The organism is Streptomyces sp. DSM 116793, from assembly GCF_057320905.1.
Map to the genome: position 1 here is coordinate 6,107,961 of NZ_CM170494.1, position 14,988 is coordinate 6,122,948.

Here is a 14,988-nt window from a genome sequence, read left to right on the forward strand (position 1 = left end):
GGCCTGCGAGTCGTCGTGCCGGACGAAGGCGGGGTCCGCGTACTCCGCCACGTGTGCGGTACGGAGCGCCCTCACCGCCCCGGCGGACGCCATCGAACGGCGTCAAGGTGCCATCACCCGGAGCCCCCGGCGCCTGCCGGCCCTCTGGTGACGCTGCTCTACGGGCGTGTTGCGTGCCCGTTGGGCGGCGAACCCGCTCGGCTCCGGGCGGAGAGCACCCGTGTGGGTGATCTCCGGGTAGGGCTGTCGCTGCGACGATGGAAGCGGGGATCAGCCGGCGTGCCATCGAGCGGTCCAGCGGGCTGCGAGCCCTCGCTCCCGTCGGAAGTCATGTCATGACGAAGCCTGATGCCTCCCGGGCACGCAGTGCCGGGCCGTCGGCAGCAGACAACGCGCTGGCCACCGCGGTGGCCTGGAGGCCTGCGGTAGCCGTCGCGGGTGCGGTGGCCGGCATCCTGCTGGTCTTCGCCGGATCGTACGGATACCACCCGGACGAGATGTACTTCCGGCTGCTGGGCAAGCACGGACCGGCCTGGGGGTTCGTCGACGAGCCCCCCTTGCTGCCGTTGCTGGTGCGGGCTTCGACGGAGGTCTTCGGAGACAGCCTGTGGGCAGTCCGCGTGCCTTCTGCCGTGTGCGCCGCTGTGGTGGTGCTCCTTGGAGCCCGGATCGCCGCGGAGTTCGGCGCCGTACGGCGCGCCCAGGTACTGGCCGCCGCCGGCCTTGGCACATCGCTCCTGGTGCTGAGGTTCGATCACTGCGCGCTGACCACCAGCGTGGACGTCACGGCTGGCACGGCCGTCCTGCTGTGCATGCTCCGAGCCCTGCTGCGCGGTGACGGCCGGTACTGGATCGTGGCCGGTGCCGTCTGTGGCATCGCCCTCTACGCGAAGTACACCGTCGCGCTGCTGCCGCTGTCGGTACTGGCGGCCTCGACGGTGACGGGGCCCCGCGCCGTGCTGCGGGACCGCCGGCTGTATGCCGGAACGGCCCTGGCGCTGCTTCTGGCCGCGCCCAGCCTGATCGTCTACCAAACGGCCAGCGGCTTCCCGCAGCTGGAGATGGCGCGCGCCCTGGGCGCCGCCGTCGACCCCATGGAGCGCGCACTGTTCCTCCCGGGCCTGGCGCTGATCCTCGGCCCCGTGATGACCGGGTTCTGGGCCACCGGGCTGGTCGGTGTTCTTCGTGAGCCGTCCTGGCGGCCGGCCAGGGCCGTGGGCGCGGGATTCCTCCTGGCCGCGGCGGCAACGTGGGCACTCGCCGGAAACCGCCCCGACTACACCGGGGGCTTCCTGATCGCGCTGTACGCCGCGGGATGCGCCCGGGCCGACCGGTGGATGAACCGGAGGACACGCCGCCTGCCGCTGGTCGCGACCGCCCTGTCCATGGCAGCGGTCCTCCAGCTCCCCTTCGAGCTGCCCGTCCTGCCCGAGCGCTCCCTGGCCACGCTCCCGGTCAACGCTCTGTCCACCGACTCGGTCGGCTGGTCGCACGCGGTCGCCCAGGTGGCAGCGGTCTACCAGCGGCTACCGGCGCGCGACCGTGCGCACGCGGTCGTCATCGCCGACAACTACGGCGAAGCCGGGGCCCTGGACCGCTTCGGCCCCGCCCACGGCCTGCCGGCCTTCTACAGCGGACACAACGAACTGCACCGCTGGGGACCGCCACCGCAGCAGGCCGACGTGGTCATCGCCTGGGCCGTACCCGCCCCGCGCCTCAGAGCGGACTTCGGCCGGTGCGCGGTCCTCGCGCACGTCGACAACGGCCTGCACATCAACAACCCGGAACAGGGCACAGCCCTCTCCGTATGCCACCATCCACGTGCCCCGTGGCCCCAGCTCTGGCCCTCCTACCGCCACCTCGGCGCCTACCCGACCGGCTGAAACCCCCGCGGGCGCCGCAGCATCCCCTTGCGGTGCGGGGCCCGTCATCATCCGGCGAGCACCGGATCGATCGGAGGAGGCAGGGCGCCCTCACCTCATGTGGGCGTCTCCTCACCCCGGCTGCGTCCACGGACACACTCTCCGCCGGAGCCGGGGCCTGACGTTCGACGACAGGTCCTGGGGCCGCCCAGGGCCTCCTAGGTGATGTTCCGCGAGACCGCGCCCGTGCGGGGGTCGAGGTAGACCGACAGCTCGGCCACCAGCGGCTCCGTCAGGGTCACTTCGCCGTCCACCAGAGTCAGCGGCGCGTCGTGGCCGGGGACCATCACGACCGACGGGTCCTGCTCCATGATCGAGCGGAGTCGTGCGACGCTGGCGCGGCTGGCCTCGAAGTCCAGCGACGAGTGGACGTCCCCGGTGGACAGCTCGTAGCGGTTCTTGACTGAGTCCCCGGCGAAGAGCACATCGCCCCCGGTGACCGCCGCCCGGAAGCACATGTGCCCCGGGGTGTGGCCGGGCACGGCGATGGCCGTGATGCCGGGGACGATCTCGTCCCCGTCGTCGACGGTCCGTACGCGGTCGCCCAGCTCCAGGAGCCGGCGCACGTGCAGGTCCGCGACCAAGGGGGTCTCCGGCGGCTGCCGCGCCGACCACTCCAGTTCCACCCGGCCGACCGTCAGGGTGGCGTTGGGGAACATGGTGAAGTTGCCGATGTGGTCCCAGTGGAGGTGCGTCGTCAGCACGTCCGTGACGTCCTCCCGGCGGATCCCGCGTGCGTCCAGCTCCCGGTGCAGCATCTCCACGTAGGCCGGGGGACCCGCGTCGACCACGACGGTCCGCGTGCCGTCCCGCAGGACGGAGACGCTGCACCATCCCAGACCGCCGTGCGTCAGGGTCGTCCCCGGGAAGCCGTTGACCAGGACGTCGAGAGTGTATGTGCCGTTCATTCGTTCTCCTGTGGCCGCGTGGCTCAGACCGCTTCGGGCCGCGTGGGCTGCAGCGGCTTCCTCGACATCGTCCAGGTGACCCCCGCACCGATCAGGAGGAGGGCCGCGGCGACGAGGAAGGGGACGGTGTAGCTGCCGGTCCAGTCGACCAGGTAGCCGGTGACGATGGGGGCGAGCAGGCCGAAGAGGTTGCCGCCCACGCCGGTCAGCGAGAACGTGCGGCCGCTGGAGGCCTTGTCCACGATCAGGTCGCTCGTCAGTGCCCAGTTCAGGGTGATCGCGGCGGTGTCCATGATGAGCACCCAGGCGATCAGGGCGACGACCAGAGCGGTGCTGTGCACCCAGGGCAGCGCCAGCAGCGGAAGAGTCAGCAGCATCACGACGGCGACCGCTTTGCGCCGGCCTCCGCGGAGCACGTCCGACCTCCGCAGGGCCCGGTCACTGATCCTGGCGGCGATCACACTGCCCACCGCGGCGATGCCGTAGGTCAGACCCGTGACCCAGCCGGAGCTGAGGATCTTCAGGTGGCGCTCGGTGGTGAGGTAGAGCGGCAGGAAGCTGAGGAAGAGGTAGCTGGTGTACACACCGCAGCCCTGGGTGATCATCAGACCCCAGACCGTCCTGGTCCGCAGCAGCTTCCCGATGCTCATCGGAGCGGCCGCCGTCTTCTCCGGAGAGCCCTCCCGCTCCTTCAGGATCATCGCGCGCTCGGCGCCGCTCAGCCACGTGGTCTTCTCGGGGGACTTGTAGACCAGGTACCAGAGCAGGCCCGCCAGCACGCCGATGCCACCCTCGACGAAGAAGGACCCGCGCCAGCCGAGCGCCACCACGAGGTAGGCGGCCACGATCGCGCCCACCGCGGGGCCCACCACGGTTCCGGCGTTGAGCACGCCGGTGAAGATGCCGCGCTCCCTCGCGGGCGCCCACTCCCGCACGGCGATGTTCCCGGACGGGAAGGTGCTGGCCTCGCCGCCGCCGAGCAGCAGGCGTGCCACGATCAGGGTGCCGACCCCCACGGCGACTCCGGTGAACAGCGCGCCGAGGGACCACACCACGATGGACAGTGCCAGCACCCGGCGGACGCCCCGCCGGTCGGCGATGACGGCCAGCGGGATCATCAGGGCCACATAGGCCCAGTTGAAGACGGACGTCGTCAGGCCGAACTCGCCCGTCGTCAGGCCGAACGCCTTGATGATCTCGCTGCCCGCCACCGAGAAATTCACCCGGTCCATGTAACCGAGGCAGGTGACGAGCCCCAGGACCGCGGCGATCACGTAGCGCCGCCTTCCCGGGGAGACCAGGGACGTTCTGGTGTCGTCCGTACCCGTCCCGATACCACTCGTGAGAGACATCATTGTCAGCCTCCTGCTGGCACTTCGATGGTGTTGAATGCGGCTCATTCGCCGGTTTGGTTCACACTCGCCAGCTCCAGCGAGATACCTGAGGCACGGATACGGTCGGCCGCCGCCTTCGGGAGACCGTGATCGGTGATGATCCGGTTGAATCTCCGCAGGTCCACGATGTCGTACATGCCGAACGTTCCGAATTTCGAACTGGTGACGGTGAGCACGGCCTCCGAGGCCGACTCCAGCGCCGCCCGTTTGACGTCGACCTTGGCCTCGGACGGCGTGGTCACACCCCGCCCGATGTCCCAGGAACTGGCGCTGATGAACGCCAGGTCCGTATTGATCTTGCGCAGCATCTCCGCGGCCAGCCGGCCCACCGCGGAGCGGTTCGCGTGTTCGAGCCGCCCGCCGGTGTGGATGGTCTCCACGTGCTCGGCGCCCATCAGCTGCTCGACGATCGCGAAGTCGTTGGTGATGACGGTCATGCCGGTCCGGGCGCGGAGCGCCGGGACGAGAGCGCCCGTCGTGGTTCCCGCGTCCAGGTAGATGACCATGTTGTCGTGCAGGAGCGTCTCGGCGACCCCCGCGATCGCCGCCTTCTCCGCCATCTCGCTGAGCGACTTGGCCGCGAAGGCCGGCTCGGAGCGCACCACGCCCGCGAGCCGGACCCCTCCGGGGACCGAGGTGACCCGGCCGTCCCGCTCCAGTGAGGCGATGTCCCTGCGCACGGTCATGTGCGAGACCCCGAGCAGCTCGGTGAGCTGCGCGATGCTCAGGATGACATCTCGCTGCAGCAGCGTGATCAGCTTCTCGCGCCGCTGCTCCGGAATGAGGTTGGCTTCCAGGTCGCCCATGAGTCTTCCCGTTCTCGACAGTCGGTGGGGTGTGCCGGCGGCTCCCGGGGCGGCCTACAGGCCCGGGGCCGGGCCGAGCTGCCTGCGCAGCGCGCTCAGCGCCGCGTACGCCTTGTCGCGGTAGGCGACCAGGGCAGCCGCCTTCTCGGACGGGATGTCGAGGAAGCCGCGCCCGCTCTTGAGGCCGAGATTCCCGGCCGCGACGGTCTCGGTGAGCAGCCCGGGGGCCGCCAGGCGCTCGCCGTACTCGGCGGCGAGGCTTTCGTAGGATGCCGCATACACGTCGAGCCCGGCCATGTCCCCGATCGCGAACGGACCGAACAGGGCCAGCCGGAACCCGAAGGCGTTGCTGACGACGGTGTCGATCTGCTCGGGGGTCGCGAGACCCTCCTCGACAACGCGCACGGCCTCCTTGTACAGGGCGAACTGGAGCCGGTTGGCGACGAAGCCGGGGCTGTCGGCGACCCGGGCGGGCGTCTTGCCGGCCGCGGTCATCAGCGCCTCGGCCGTGTCGACGACCGGCGCCGCGGTGCCGGAGTGCGGGATGAGCTCGACCGCGGGCACGAACGGCGCGGGGTTCATCCAGTGCACGCCCAGGAACCGCTCGGGGTGCTCGACCGCGGCCGCCAGCTCCTCGATGGGGATCGCGGACGTGTTGGTGCCGATGATCGTCGAGGGGGGAGCCGCCGCGGAGACCCTCGCGAGGGCGGTCTTCTTGACCTCCCGGCTCTCGAAGACGGCTTCCGTCACATAGTCCACATCGGCCACGGCCGCCTCGACGCTCTCCGCGGCACTGAGGCCCGCGGTGATGGTCTCGACGGCGCCCTGCTCGAACAGGCCCCGCTCCACGAAGCGGCCGGCCTCCTCTATCAGGCGGCGACGCGCGGCCTCGGCGCGCTCGGCGTCGACGTCACCGAGCACGACGTCGACCCCGGCCAGAGCCAGGACCTGCGCGATCCCGCCGCCCATGTAACCGGAGCCCACCACTGCCGCGCGCCTGATCCCGGTCGGCTGCACGCCGCCTCCCTCCGACGATGACTGGTTCACGGATCGACCTCCTGTGGTGCCCGCACACGGTTCGCGGGGCAGGGGACGCGGCTGGAACGCGGCGCCTCCGCCGGATCGCAAAACGGTCGTGATCGGACACTGGTTGCGACTGGGGACGGACTCTACACGAAGTTTCACACATGTCGACAGGCTGATAACATTTTTTCACAGATAGGATCATGGACTGCTATGGGTCCCGGCCAACCCGAGGAGGACCACGTGGTGCAGTGGGGCTGCATTGCCGACGACGTGACCGGCGCGACGGACCTCGCGACAAACCTGGTCGGACAGGGGCTGCGCACCGTCGTCCTGTTCGGCCCACTGGATTCCGCCGGGATGGCCCCCGCCGGCGCCCCGGAGGACGTCGACGCCGTGGTGATCGCGCTGAAGTCGCGCACGGCACCGGTCGACCAGGCGGTCCGGCAGAGCCTCGCCGCAGCGCGCCTGCTAGAGGACTTCGGCTGCGCACGCTTCTACGTGAAGTACTGCTCCACGTTCGACTCCACCCCGCAGGGCAACATCGGACCCGTCGTCGACGCGGTCGCCGAGTACCTCGGCGAGACGGTGACCATCGTGGTCCCGGGCTTCCCGGACGCCGGGCGCACGGTGTACCGCGGGCACCTCTTCGTGGGCGACGAGCTCCTCCACGAGAGCCCGATGCGGCACCATCCGCTGACTCCCATGCTCGATTCGAGCGTGACCCGGCTGCTCGCACCCCAGACGGCCCGGCGCGTCGCGCGGATCACACTGCCTACCGTCCGCTCCGGACCGCAGGCGGTCGCGGCGGCCCTCGCCCGACTCGGTGCCCAGGAGAGCCCGGTGTCGGCCGTGGTGGACACGATCACCACGGACGATCTCAGGACGATCATGGAGGGGAGCCGGGACCTGCGGCTCGTCACCGGCGGCTCGGGACTGGCCCAGGGGCTGGCCCCGCGGGAGAACCCCCGGGCACGTGACATCACCGCCCGGCCGGGCCGCCGCGCCGTGCTCTGCGGCAGCGCGTCGCAGCGCACCCGGGACCAGATCGCGAACGCCCGGGACCGGGTGCCCTGGCGCAAGCTGGACCTGGCCTCGCTGCGCGAGGACTTCGACACGGCCGTTGCCGGCGTCATCGAGTGGGCCGTGGGGGAGTGGGCCGCGGACCCTGCGGCGACACCCCTGGTCTACTCGGTCGACTCCCTCGACGACATCGCGCACCACGAACCCGCGGCGGGCGCCGAATCGCCCGCGGAGCTGGTCGAACGGGCCATCGGCGCGATCGCGCGCGGCTTCGTGGATGCCGGGGTGACCCAGCTGATCGTCGCGGGCGGGGAGAGCTCCGGAAGGGTCCTGGCCGACCTGCGCGTGACCGGGCTCCGCATCGGACCGGCGATCTCCCCAGGAGTCGCCTGGGGCGCCGCGACCACCAGCGAGGGCGCGCTCCTCGCCGTCGCACTGAAATCAGGCAACTTCGGGCCGGTCGACATGTTCACCACGGCGTGGAGCGCGCTGGAGCGAACCATCCAGAACGAGAGGACGGACAGCGAGAAGTGATCGCACAGGAGATCAGGGAAGAGCTCGTCGAGGCGGCGGCCGCGGTGGCCGCCACCGGCATGAGCCCCGGTTCGTCCGGGAACATCAGCATGCGTGACGGGGACCACATCGTCATCTCGCCCACCGGGGCGGATCTCGCCGCGCTGACCGCCGACGGGCTCTCCGTGCTCGACTTCAGCGGCACGCACCTGTACGGGCCGCGTCCGTCGAAGGAGTTCCCGTTCCACCGCGCCTTCTACCGGCGGGACGCCGACGCGACCGCCGTCGTCCATGTCCACTCGCTCAACGCCACCGCCGTCTCATGCACCGTCCCGTGGACCGTGACCAGCGCGATCCCCCCGGTGACGCCGTATTTCGTGATGCGCGTGGGCCAGACCCCGCTCATCCCCTACGCCGACCCCGGAGACGCCTCGCAGGCCGACGCGATCGAGGCCCTGGACTTCCCGTTCCGTGCCGCGCTGCTGCAGAACCACGGCTCCATCGCGGCCGGCACGACCATGCGGGCGGCGGTCGACACGGCCGTCGAGCTCGAACAGACCTGCGCGGTCCTCCTCAGTCTCGGGGAGAAGTCCTTCCAGCCCCTCGATCCCACCGCGGTCGCCAGACTCGCCGACCGGTACTCCTCCCCCTGGACGGGCTGACCGCGGGCGGCCGCCCTGACAGCCGCGGTGTTCATCGATCGCAACCCGGTACGTGCCCTGGGGCCTGTCCGACCCTTCGCGTCGGATCGGCCCGCGCCGCCCGGTGCCGTGTGGTGCCGTGCATCGCCATGCGGAGGGCCGCCCTCGTACGGGGCGTACGCGGGCGTGCCCGGCAGCGCGGCGCGGCGTGGTGCGGGGGGTGCCCCCACGCCCTCAAGGCAGCGGCGGAGTCCCGGGCCCCGCGGGAACCGTCAGACAGGCCCTGGGCGGCCCTAGGGCACGATCGCCGAGCCCAGCGGCCTGAGCAGTCTGTTGGCCTCGTCGATGCCGGTGGCACCGCCGAGGTCCGCGATGCCGTGCCCCGGTAGCACCTCCAGCGGTTTGCCGTCGATGCAGTCGAAGCGGTCGCCGAAGAGGACCAGGGCGTGGTGGGACTGGTTCCGCTTGGACTGCCAGAGCAGCCCCGTGATGTCCGGGGCGTGGGCCCGGATCCGGCTCGCCCAGGGCCGCGTCCGCGCGTAGTGCTCCTCCTCCTCGCCCTCCAGGAGCCAGGCGTCCTGGCAGACGGCGGCGAGTTGCTCCCCGGTGAGCAGGGGGACGACGCACACCTCGCACCTGGTCCGCATCATGCTGAGGGACTTGCCCCGGACGGCCGCCCGGGGGGCGAGCCGCATCCCGGTCTCCGGATCGAAGTCCAGCGAGCGCAGCAGCGTCTCGGCGAGCGCGGTGGCCGGGTCCTTCGCCACGTACAGACAGGAGTACGGGTCGTCGGCCGTGCCGTCGAAGCGTCCTCCGTAGAGGCGGCCCGCGCGGAACGGCTTGAACTGCTCCGCGGGCCACCGGGACGCGTGCACCCGCCACAGTTCCGTACCGGCCGGAAGCACCTCGCGGTGGGGTTTCAGCGCGTACCGGGAAGGGGGGTGGGTGCCGGGCATCAGTCCCCCTCCACCAGCGCCGCCGCCGCACCGACCAGGTGGTGGTCGGGCAGCGTGCCGAGGAGCGAGGCGGGCGGCCCGCCCAGCCATGCGTTCCGGCCGAGCCACCAGTCCGCGGCGCCCCAGGGGTCCACATCGGCCAGCAGGATGCGGTTGACCTCCAGGACGACCTCGCGGGCCGCCCCGCCCCCGGCGGTGAACTGGAACTCCGGGTAGCGGTCGCCGCGTTGGGGATCGGGAAGCCTGATCAGCTCGGGCGGCGGCGGCCCGCCGAGCCGGGCGCGCACCTCCTGCGCCGAGAGCGAGGGCGCCCGGAGCAGCCTGCGCTGGGCGGTCGCGATGATCGTCGCGGTGTCCGGGGGCGGCGCGGGGCTCACCAGCCGGGCCAGCAGCTCACGCGCCCCCGCCACGGCCGGCGGCCCGGCGGGCGCGGGGGCGAGCCGGACGGAGTCCAACGCCCGCCGCACCGGATGGTCCAGCGGCAGCGGAAGCAGCGCGAGCCGTACGCCCTGAAGTGCCCTGCGCACGGCCCTGCCGTCGTCCTGCGCCGTCGCCGCGAGCGCCCGCAGCCGGGCGAGCAGCACCTCGTACCGGGCGGCGTCGAGGCACTCGCGGATGCTCTCCCGGTGCTCGGCGACCAGGTCGAGCAGCCCTCGTTCCGGATGTGCTTGGCCCTCACTCATGCCCGCCCCGCTCCCGGGCCCGGGTGGCCCTGGTGGATGAACGCGGCCCACACCGGCAGGCGCTCCAGTCCCGGCCGCCCGATCTCGCGCAGCAGCTCCCCGCCGAGCGACCCCGGATTCCCGCGGTGCGGGTCGAGCATCCACAGCTGCGCCGCCCTGAGCGCGTCGACGGGGCTGTACCCCTCGACCGCCAGGTAGTGGTGGAACACCGCCATCAGCAGCACCGACGCACCGTCCTGCGTGGTCCACCGCGATCCGACGACGTCCCGGGCCCCACCCGAGACGAACGCCGTGGTCAGGGTCAGTGCCTCGTCGTGCTCACGTGTGCTCAGATCGGTCTGGCAGGCGCTCAGGACCACCAACGGACCGTCCGCGTCCGTCCGTTCGCCGGCCGGCCGGTCGAGCAGCCGCGCCACGGTCAGCATGCCGAGGTCCGGCTCCGCCCCCGGTCCGCCCGCGTCGGCCGGGAGTTCGCCGGTGCGGCCCGGGAAGGCGAGGTGCAGGGCCGACGTCGTGGGGCGCACCCCCGCCGACCCGTGCGAGGCCACGTGCAGCAGCGAGGGGCCGTCGGCGAGCAGGCCGAGGAGTTCGTCGGGGGTGCCCGCCGCCTCCGGCACCACGGACGGCTCGAAGAACTCCCCGCACATCACCGCCGTGGGGTAGAAGGCGTCCCGCAACGCCGTCACCTCGCGCTCGGCGTGCGTGAGGTCCATCCGCGGGTCGGCCACCAGGACCGGGGCGGCGGCGGGGTCGCGCGGTGCGCGTCCCACCGTGCGCAGGAACTGGCTGCCGGACGCCGCATAGCTGACGACCATGGCCTGGCAGAGGTGGTCGTGGGGCACCGCCGCGGGGAGCCGCGCGGCATGCCAGGGGACGATGCCCAGGCGGCCGCAGGGCACCAGGACGAGCCTGGGCGGTCCGTCCCCGCGCCGCCCGCCGGTGGTGAGCCGCGTCTCGATGCCGGAGAGGACGGGGGCGAGCACCTGGTACGCCCAGTCGCACAGCGCGGACAGGGCCTCCTCCCAGGCCCGTCCGGCGGCCGGGTCGGCCACGTCGGCGTCCCGCGCGGCGGTCGCGTCGAGGTAGTGCTCCAGGGGGCCGCTCGCGGACTCGGCGAGGAGCGGCAACGGGCCCACCCCGACGCCGGTGCCGCGGCCCACGACGAGTGCCATGCCCGGCAGCCCGCCGGTGCCGGGGACCAGGTAGACCAGCGCGTCCGCCCCGCCCTCGGCGACGCCGTCCGCGAGTTCGCCCGGCGTCGGTGTGCCGAGCAGCCCGCCGCGCCGCCGGTAGCCGAGCGCCTCCAGGGCCTGGCGGCGCAGGGTGCTCGGCAGCTCGGCGGGGAGCCCGCCGGACACCGCGGAGCCGTCGCCGCCGGGCGCGGCGGCTGCCCGCCAGGCCTCGGCGAGGTCGTGGTGCCCGCGCGCTTCGAGGAGTTCCGGTACGGCCCGTGCGGTCGAGGCGGCCCGCAGCACCATGGCCCGGCCCAGCTCCAGGGCGGCGACGGCCTCGTCCGGCCGGCCGTGGGATGCGGCCCACAGGGCGGCCTTCAGGCCGCGGCTGGCACCGGAGCGTGCGGCCTTCAGGCCGTGTTCGGCGCCCAGTTGGAGGACGACGTCCGTGACCGTGGCGTGCAGGGCCTCCATCGCGGTGTCCAGGCAGGCGTCCCGTTCCGCCGTGTCGTGCGTGTGGCGCAGACGTGTCTGGTAGGCCTCGGCCAGTGTCCACAGGGCATCGGCGGTGAAGTGGGGCATCTGCCCCTGCCGTATGCCGTCACGGACCTGCTCCAACTCTGTGATGGCGGCATCGAGATCTCCCGGGTGATGGGTGAGGCGGTAGCGCGTGACCAGGGACAGGGCCGAGGCCCAGCGGTGATGCGCCGGAGTGCCGGGCGAGGCGGGTGCGTGCCGGCGGAGCAGGCTGGGGTCCTGGGCGAGGGCGGCCCGCATCGCGTCGACATCGGTGGAGAGCGCCGCGATCCACTCTTCGGGGAACACCAGCCCCCCGCCCCCGCTCGCCACGGCCTGCTGCTGAAGCGTGACCCCGCGCACGAGCATCTCCTTGTCGCCGGTGAGCGTACCGAGACCCGTGCGGGCCTGGCCGAGGACCATCTGGACGTGGAAGCGGCAATAGTCCGACGGTGCGGTCTCTTCGAGAGCGGCCAGCTGGTCCCCGAGGGAGCGAAGGGTCTCCGCGTCTCCCGTCTCCTCGGCGTCGCGTGCATGGACGGTCAGGGTCACCACGCGGCCCATGAACCTCAACTCGTCGGCCGTCGGCCCCGCGAAGTCCCCCACGAACCGCTCCACGTGCTCGGCCATGCCCGCCATGTACCGGCGGGCGGCCGACTGGTCCTGGAGGGTGCCGCCGACGCCCTTGCTCATGTACAGCATGAAACCGGTCAGGTTCTCGATCAGGCCCGCCAGTTCATGGCCGTCCGGCAGTTGTTCGTGCACGGCGCGCATCCGCCCCAGGCACCTGTTGACCGCCTCCGGTGTGCCGCTCCGCATGGCTTCCATCACGTCGAACAGTGCGGGGAACAGGACCCTCAGGGTGAGGGAGACGTCATCGACGTCGGCATCACCGGATGCCGGAACGGGGTCGGTGGCAGGAGCCGCCTCCGGGTGCGGCGCCGGAGCGGCATCCGGTGCCGGGTCCTCACTCCGCCGCATGCCGGAGGACGCCGCTGCCCCTGCGGCGCTGCCGGGCCCGGACAACAGCCCCGACATGAGGTCCAGCAGGATCCGCAGCTGGTCCGCGTGGGCGAAGCCCGGGGGAAGCATGGCGATCAACTTGTCCGCGTCCTGGGGAAGGTTGATACCCGGGAGTGCCGAGAGCAGCGTGCTGGTCTGCCGCATCTGCGCGAGAAGCTCCGGCCGCAGCGGCAACTCCGCCACCTCTTCCGCGAGAGCCCGTGCCTCGGCCATGGTGGCCTGGTACGCCTCGGACCCCAGGTGCTGCGCGCTCCAGTCGAGGACGACGGAGAAAGCGGGGGCCTCCCCGGCCCCGCCCCCCATCTCCCGTAGCGGTACGACCAGCGTCAGCAGAAACATCGCGGCCCACCGCCGGCCCTCCGCCGTCGTGGCCGCCCCGATCGGCGACGCCGGATCCCGCGCCTGCCGCAGCAGCTCGAGCGCCCGTTCCCGGTCCTCGGCCGCGCCGGCACCGTGGACGTACCGCGTGGCGAACACGGATCCGAGAACCACCGTCACCTTGCTGCGCAGCGCCGGGTCGTGATCCAGCAGGCGGCTCAGCGAGGTGAGCTCCGCTATCGAACCGTCGTACGCTTCCGCGGGTGCCTCGGTTCCTCCCATGGCCGGGAACAGCCGCGCCGCCCGCTCCAACGCGTCCGAGGCCCAGACCCGCAGCCCCTGGACGCCCCCGCTCTCCTCGTCGCCCACCCGCACCCCCCACTGCGGCCCGTCAACCCTCACCGTCACCGTGTTCCAGCGAAGCAGCGGAGCCGGTGGGGGTGAAGACCCGGTCCGGTCATCGACCGCTCTTCGACCGGCTCCCGACCGGAACGGCACGCCCGGGGGCCGGCCGACCCGGGGACGGGCCAGCCCGCGGACGGGCCAGGCCGGGGACGAGCCGATCCGCGGACCGGCCGACCCGGGGACGGGCCGACTCGGGGACGATCCGGGGACCCGCCGACCCGGGGACCGGCCGGTCCGCGGGCCGGACATGGGGCACGAGCCGGCCGACGGGGGTGCTCACACCATGGGCGTGTCGGATCCCTCGCCCTCGCGGAAGACCTCCTCCGGCGCGTCCCCGAAGGGCGGTCCGGCGGGCGGTCCCGCGGGGCCGGGCAGGACCGAGCGGGCCGCCGGGTCGAGCAGGGCCTGGTAGGGGCCGACGGCGCGGACGCCGATGTCGCGCAGGGCGGCCCACATCGTCACCTGGTTCGCGGAGAGGACCGGTATCCGCAGCTCCGCCTCCACCTGCGGTATCACGTCGTACGTGGGCAGGTTGGTGCAGCTGATGAACAGCGCGTCAGCGCCCTCGGCGACGCCCCCGCGCGCCATGTCCAGGACCGCCTGGTACGTCACGTGCCAGATCTTCTCCGTCAGGCCGAGGTACGCGCGCCCGGTCACGGTCACGCCGCCCTCGGCGAGGTACTGCTCCAGCGCGTCGGTCAGCGACTTGGTGTACGGGGTGATGACGGCGACCCTGCGCGCGCCGAACTCCGCGAGCGCGTCGAGCAGCGCGCCCGATGTGGTGGTCGCGGGAACCGGCACCACCTGACGTACCGCCGCGCACATGGACCGTTCGCCGGCGATGCCGTCGATGAAGCTGCCGGACGTACACGCGTAGGCCACCGCCTCGGGGCCCACGGCGCTCAGCGCGAGGGCCGCACCGCGCAGGGTCTCGTGCTCGCTGACGAGCCTCGCCATGTCGGGGGAGACCTCGACCGGCACGAACGGCGTCCGGGTCAGATGCAGGGAGACGTCGTCGGGAACCCAGCGCCACAGCTCTCGGTCCAGGGCGAAGTCGAACGGCGCGATGACCCCCACGCCCCGCTGCGGAGCGGGACCGCCGAGGAAGGTGATGTCCAAGGAACTCCTCATTCTCCTGATGGGGAAGGTGCGATATGGACGGGGAAGGTGCGGTGTGACGTGGTCGTGCGGGTGCGGCGCGGCCTCCTGGCCGGCCCGCGCCGCCGCGGCCGCCACCTCGGCGCCGGGCACCGCCGCGCCGCAGTAGACGACGCGGCTCAGCGGCGCGTGGTACCGCTGCACGCACCCGGACAGCTCGACGAAGAGCGCCTCGCCGTGCCGCAACACGTGGTCGGACCAGGTGACGTGCTCCTGCGGCAGGCGGGCGACCGACCGGATCAGGGGCACGAAGCCGGGCGGCCCGCCGCCGGCCTCGATCATCGCCTGGTGGGTCCTGGCCGCCACCGTGCGCTCATTGACACCGGGCGCGGCGGTCGCCGGCGCCGCCCGCATGGCCGCGTCGGAGACCTCGGCGGCCCGTCGTACGCGGGCCAGTTCGCCGGCCGACTTGACCATGCGCAGGGCCGTCGGGAAGGCCGAGCAGTCGGCCCACACGAGGCCCGGCGTCGCGGCGCGCACCCGGTCGAGCAGGGCGGCGGCAGGAACATCGACTGCTTCTCGACGCC

The 14,988-nt window shown here is 72.5% G+C and carries 11 protein-coding genes and 1 pseudogene; 3 read left to right on the forward strand and 9 right to left on the reverse strand.

Features of this window, described 5'->3' with window-relative positions; genetic code table 11:
• Positions 1 to 335 precede the first annotated feature (335 nt).
• A complete protein-coding gene (locus ACSMXW_RS23985) occupies positions 336 to 1,883 on the forward strand; it encodes a glycosyltransferase family 39 protein (RefSeq protein ID WP_485799250.1) in 1,548 nt (515 codons plus the stop codon).
• Positions 1,884 to 2,080: 197 nt separating this feature from the next.
• Here the strand turns inward: ACSMXW_RS23985 and ACSMXW_RS23990 are convergent, their stop codons facing one another.
• Genes ACSMXW_RS23990 through ACSMXW_RS24005 form a run of 4 tightly spaced genes read right to left on the reverse strand, consistent with a single transcriptional unit; the run spans position 2,081 to position 6,077 of the window.
• Positions 2,081 to 2,830: an MBL fold metallo-hydrolase gene (locus tag ACSMXW_RS23990; RefSeq protein WP_485799251.1), complete on the reverse strand. Its 750-nt coding sequence runs from the start codon at positions 2,828 to 2,830 to the stop codon at positions 2,081 to 2,083.
• A gap of 23 nt (positions 2,831 to 2,853) precedes the next feature.
• Positions 2,854 to 4,185 carry an MFS transporter gene (locus ACSMXW_RS23995; RefSeq protein WP_485799252.1) on the reverse strand — a complete coding sequence of 444 codons (1,332 nt, stop codon included), beginning with the start codon at positions 4,183 to 4,185 and terminating at the stop codon, positions 2,854 to 2,856.
• A gap of 41 nt (positions 4,186 to 4,226) precedes the next feature.
• On the reverse strand, positions 4,227 to 5,030 hold the full coding sequence (locus tag ACSMXW_RS24000) for a DeoR/GlpR family DNA-binding transcription regulator (RefSeq protein ID WP_485799253.1): 804 nt from the start codon (positions 5,028 to 5,030) through the stop codon (positions 4,227 to 4,229).
• 54 nt (positions 5,031 to 5,084) lie between these two features.
• Positions 5,085 to 6,077 (reverse strand): 3-hydroxyacyl-CoA dehydrogenase family protein, encoded by a 993-nt coding sequence (locus ACSMXW_RS24005; RefSeq protein ID WP_485799254.1) that lies wholly within the window; start codon positions 6,075 to 6,077, stop codon positions 5,085 to 5,087.
• A gap of 189 nt (positions 6,078 to 6,266) precedes the next feature.
• On the opposite strand from ACSMXW_RS24005, the gene otnK reads away from it, so the two are divergent.
• Positions 6,267 to 7,610: a 3-oxo-tetronate kinase gene (otnK, locus tag ACSMXW_RS24010; RefSeq protein ID WP_485799255.1), complete on the forward strand. Its 1,344-nt coding sequence runs from the start codon at positions 6,267 to 6,269 to the stop codon at positions 7,608 to 7,610.
• Positions 7,607 to 8,251 (forward strand): class II aldolase/adducin family protein, encoded by a 645-nt coding sequence (locus ACSMXW_RS24015; RefSeq protein ID WP_485799256.1) that lies wholly within the window; start codon positions 7,607 to 7,609, stop codon positions 8,249 to 8,251. Before otnK ends, ACSMXW_RS24015 begins: the two co-directional genes overlap by 4 nt.
• Positions 8,252 to 8,523: 272 nt before the next feature.
• Here ACSMXW_RS24015 and ACSMXW_RS24020 read toward each other — a convergent pair whose 3' ends face one another.
• The 5 genes and pseudogenes from ACSMXW_RS24020 to ACSMXW_RS24040 all read right to left on the reverse strand — a co-directional run.
• The gene (locus tag ACSMXW_RS24020; RefSeq protein ID WP_485799257.1) at positions 8,524 to 9,186 is read right to left on the reverse strand and encodes an RES family NAD+ phosphorylase; all 663 of its coding nucleotides are present in this window, start codon (positions 9,184 to 9,186) and stop codon (positions 8,524 to 8,526) included.
• Positions 9,186 to 9,869 (reverse strand): hypothetical protein, encoded by a 684-nt coding sequence (locus ACSMXW_RS24025; protein WP_485799258.1) that lies wholly within the window; start codon positions 9,867 to 9,869, stop codon positions 9,186 to 9,188. The genes ACSMXW_RS24020 and ACSMXW_RS24025 overlap by 1 nt, the downstream gene beginning before the upstream one ends.
• On the reverse strand, positions 9,866 to 13,306 hold the full coding sequence (locus ACSMXW_RS24030; protein ID WP_485799259.1) for a CHAT domain-containing protein: 3,441 nt from the start codon (positions 13,304 to 13,306) through the stop codon (positions 9,866 to 9,868). Before ACSMXW_RS24030 ends, ACSMXW_RS24025 begins: the two co-directional genes overlap by 4 nt.
• 273 nt (positions 13,307 to 13,579) lie before the next feature.
• Positions 13,580 to 14,422, reverse strand: a complete 843-nt coding sequence (locus ACSMXW_RS24035) for a maleate cis-trans isomerase family protein (protein WP_485808262.1) — start codon at positions 14,420 to 14,422, stop codon at positions 13,580 to 13,582.
• Between the two features lie 90 nt (positions 14,423 to 14,512).
• Positions 14,513 to 14,878 (reverse strand): annotated as a pseudogene (locus ACSMXW_RS24040) (M24 family metallopeptidase); the annotation flags it as partial.
• Positions 14,879 to 14,988: the final 110 nt, after the last annotated feature.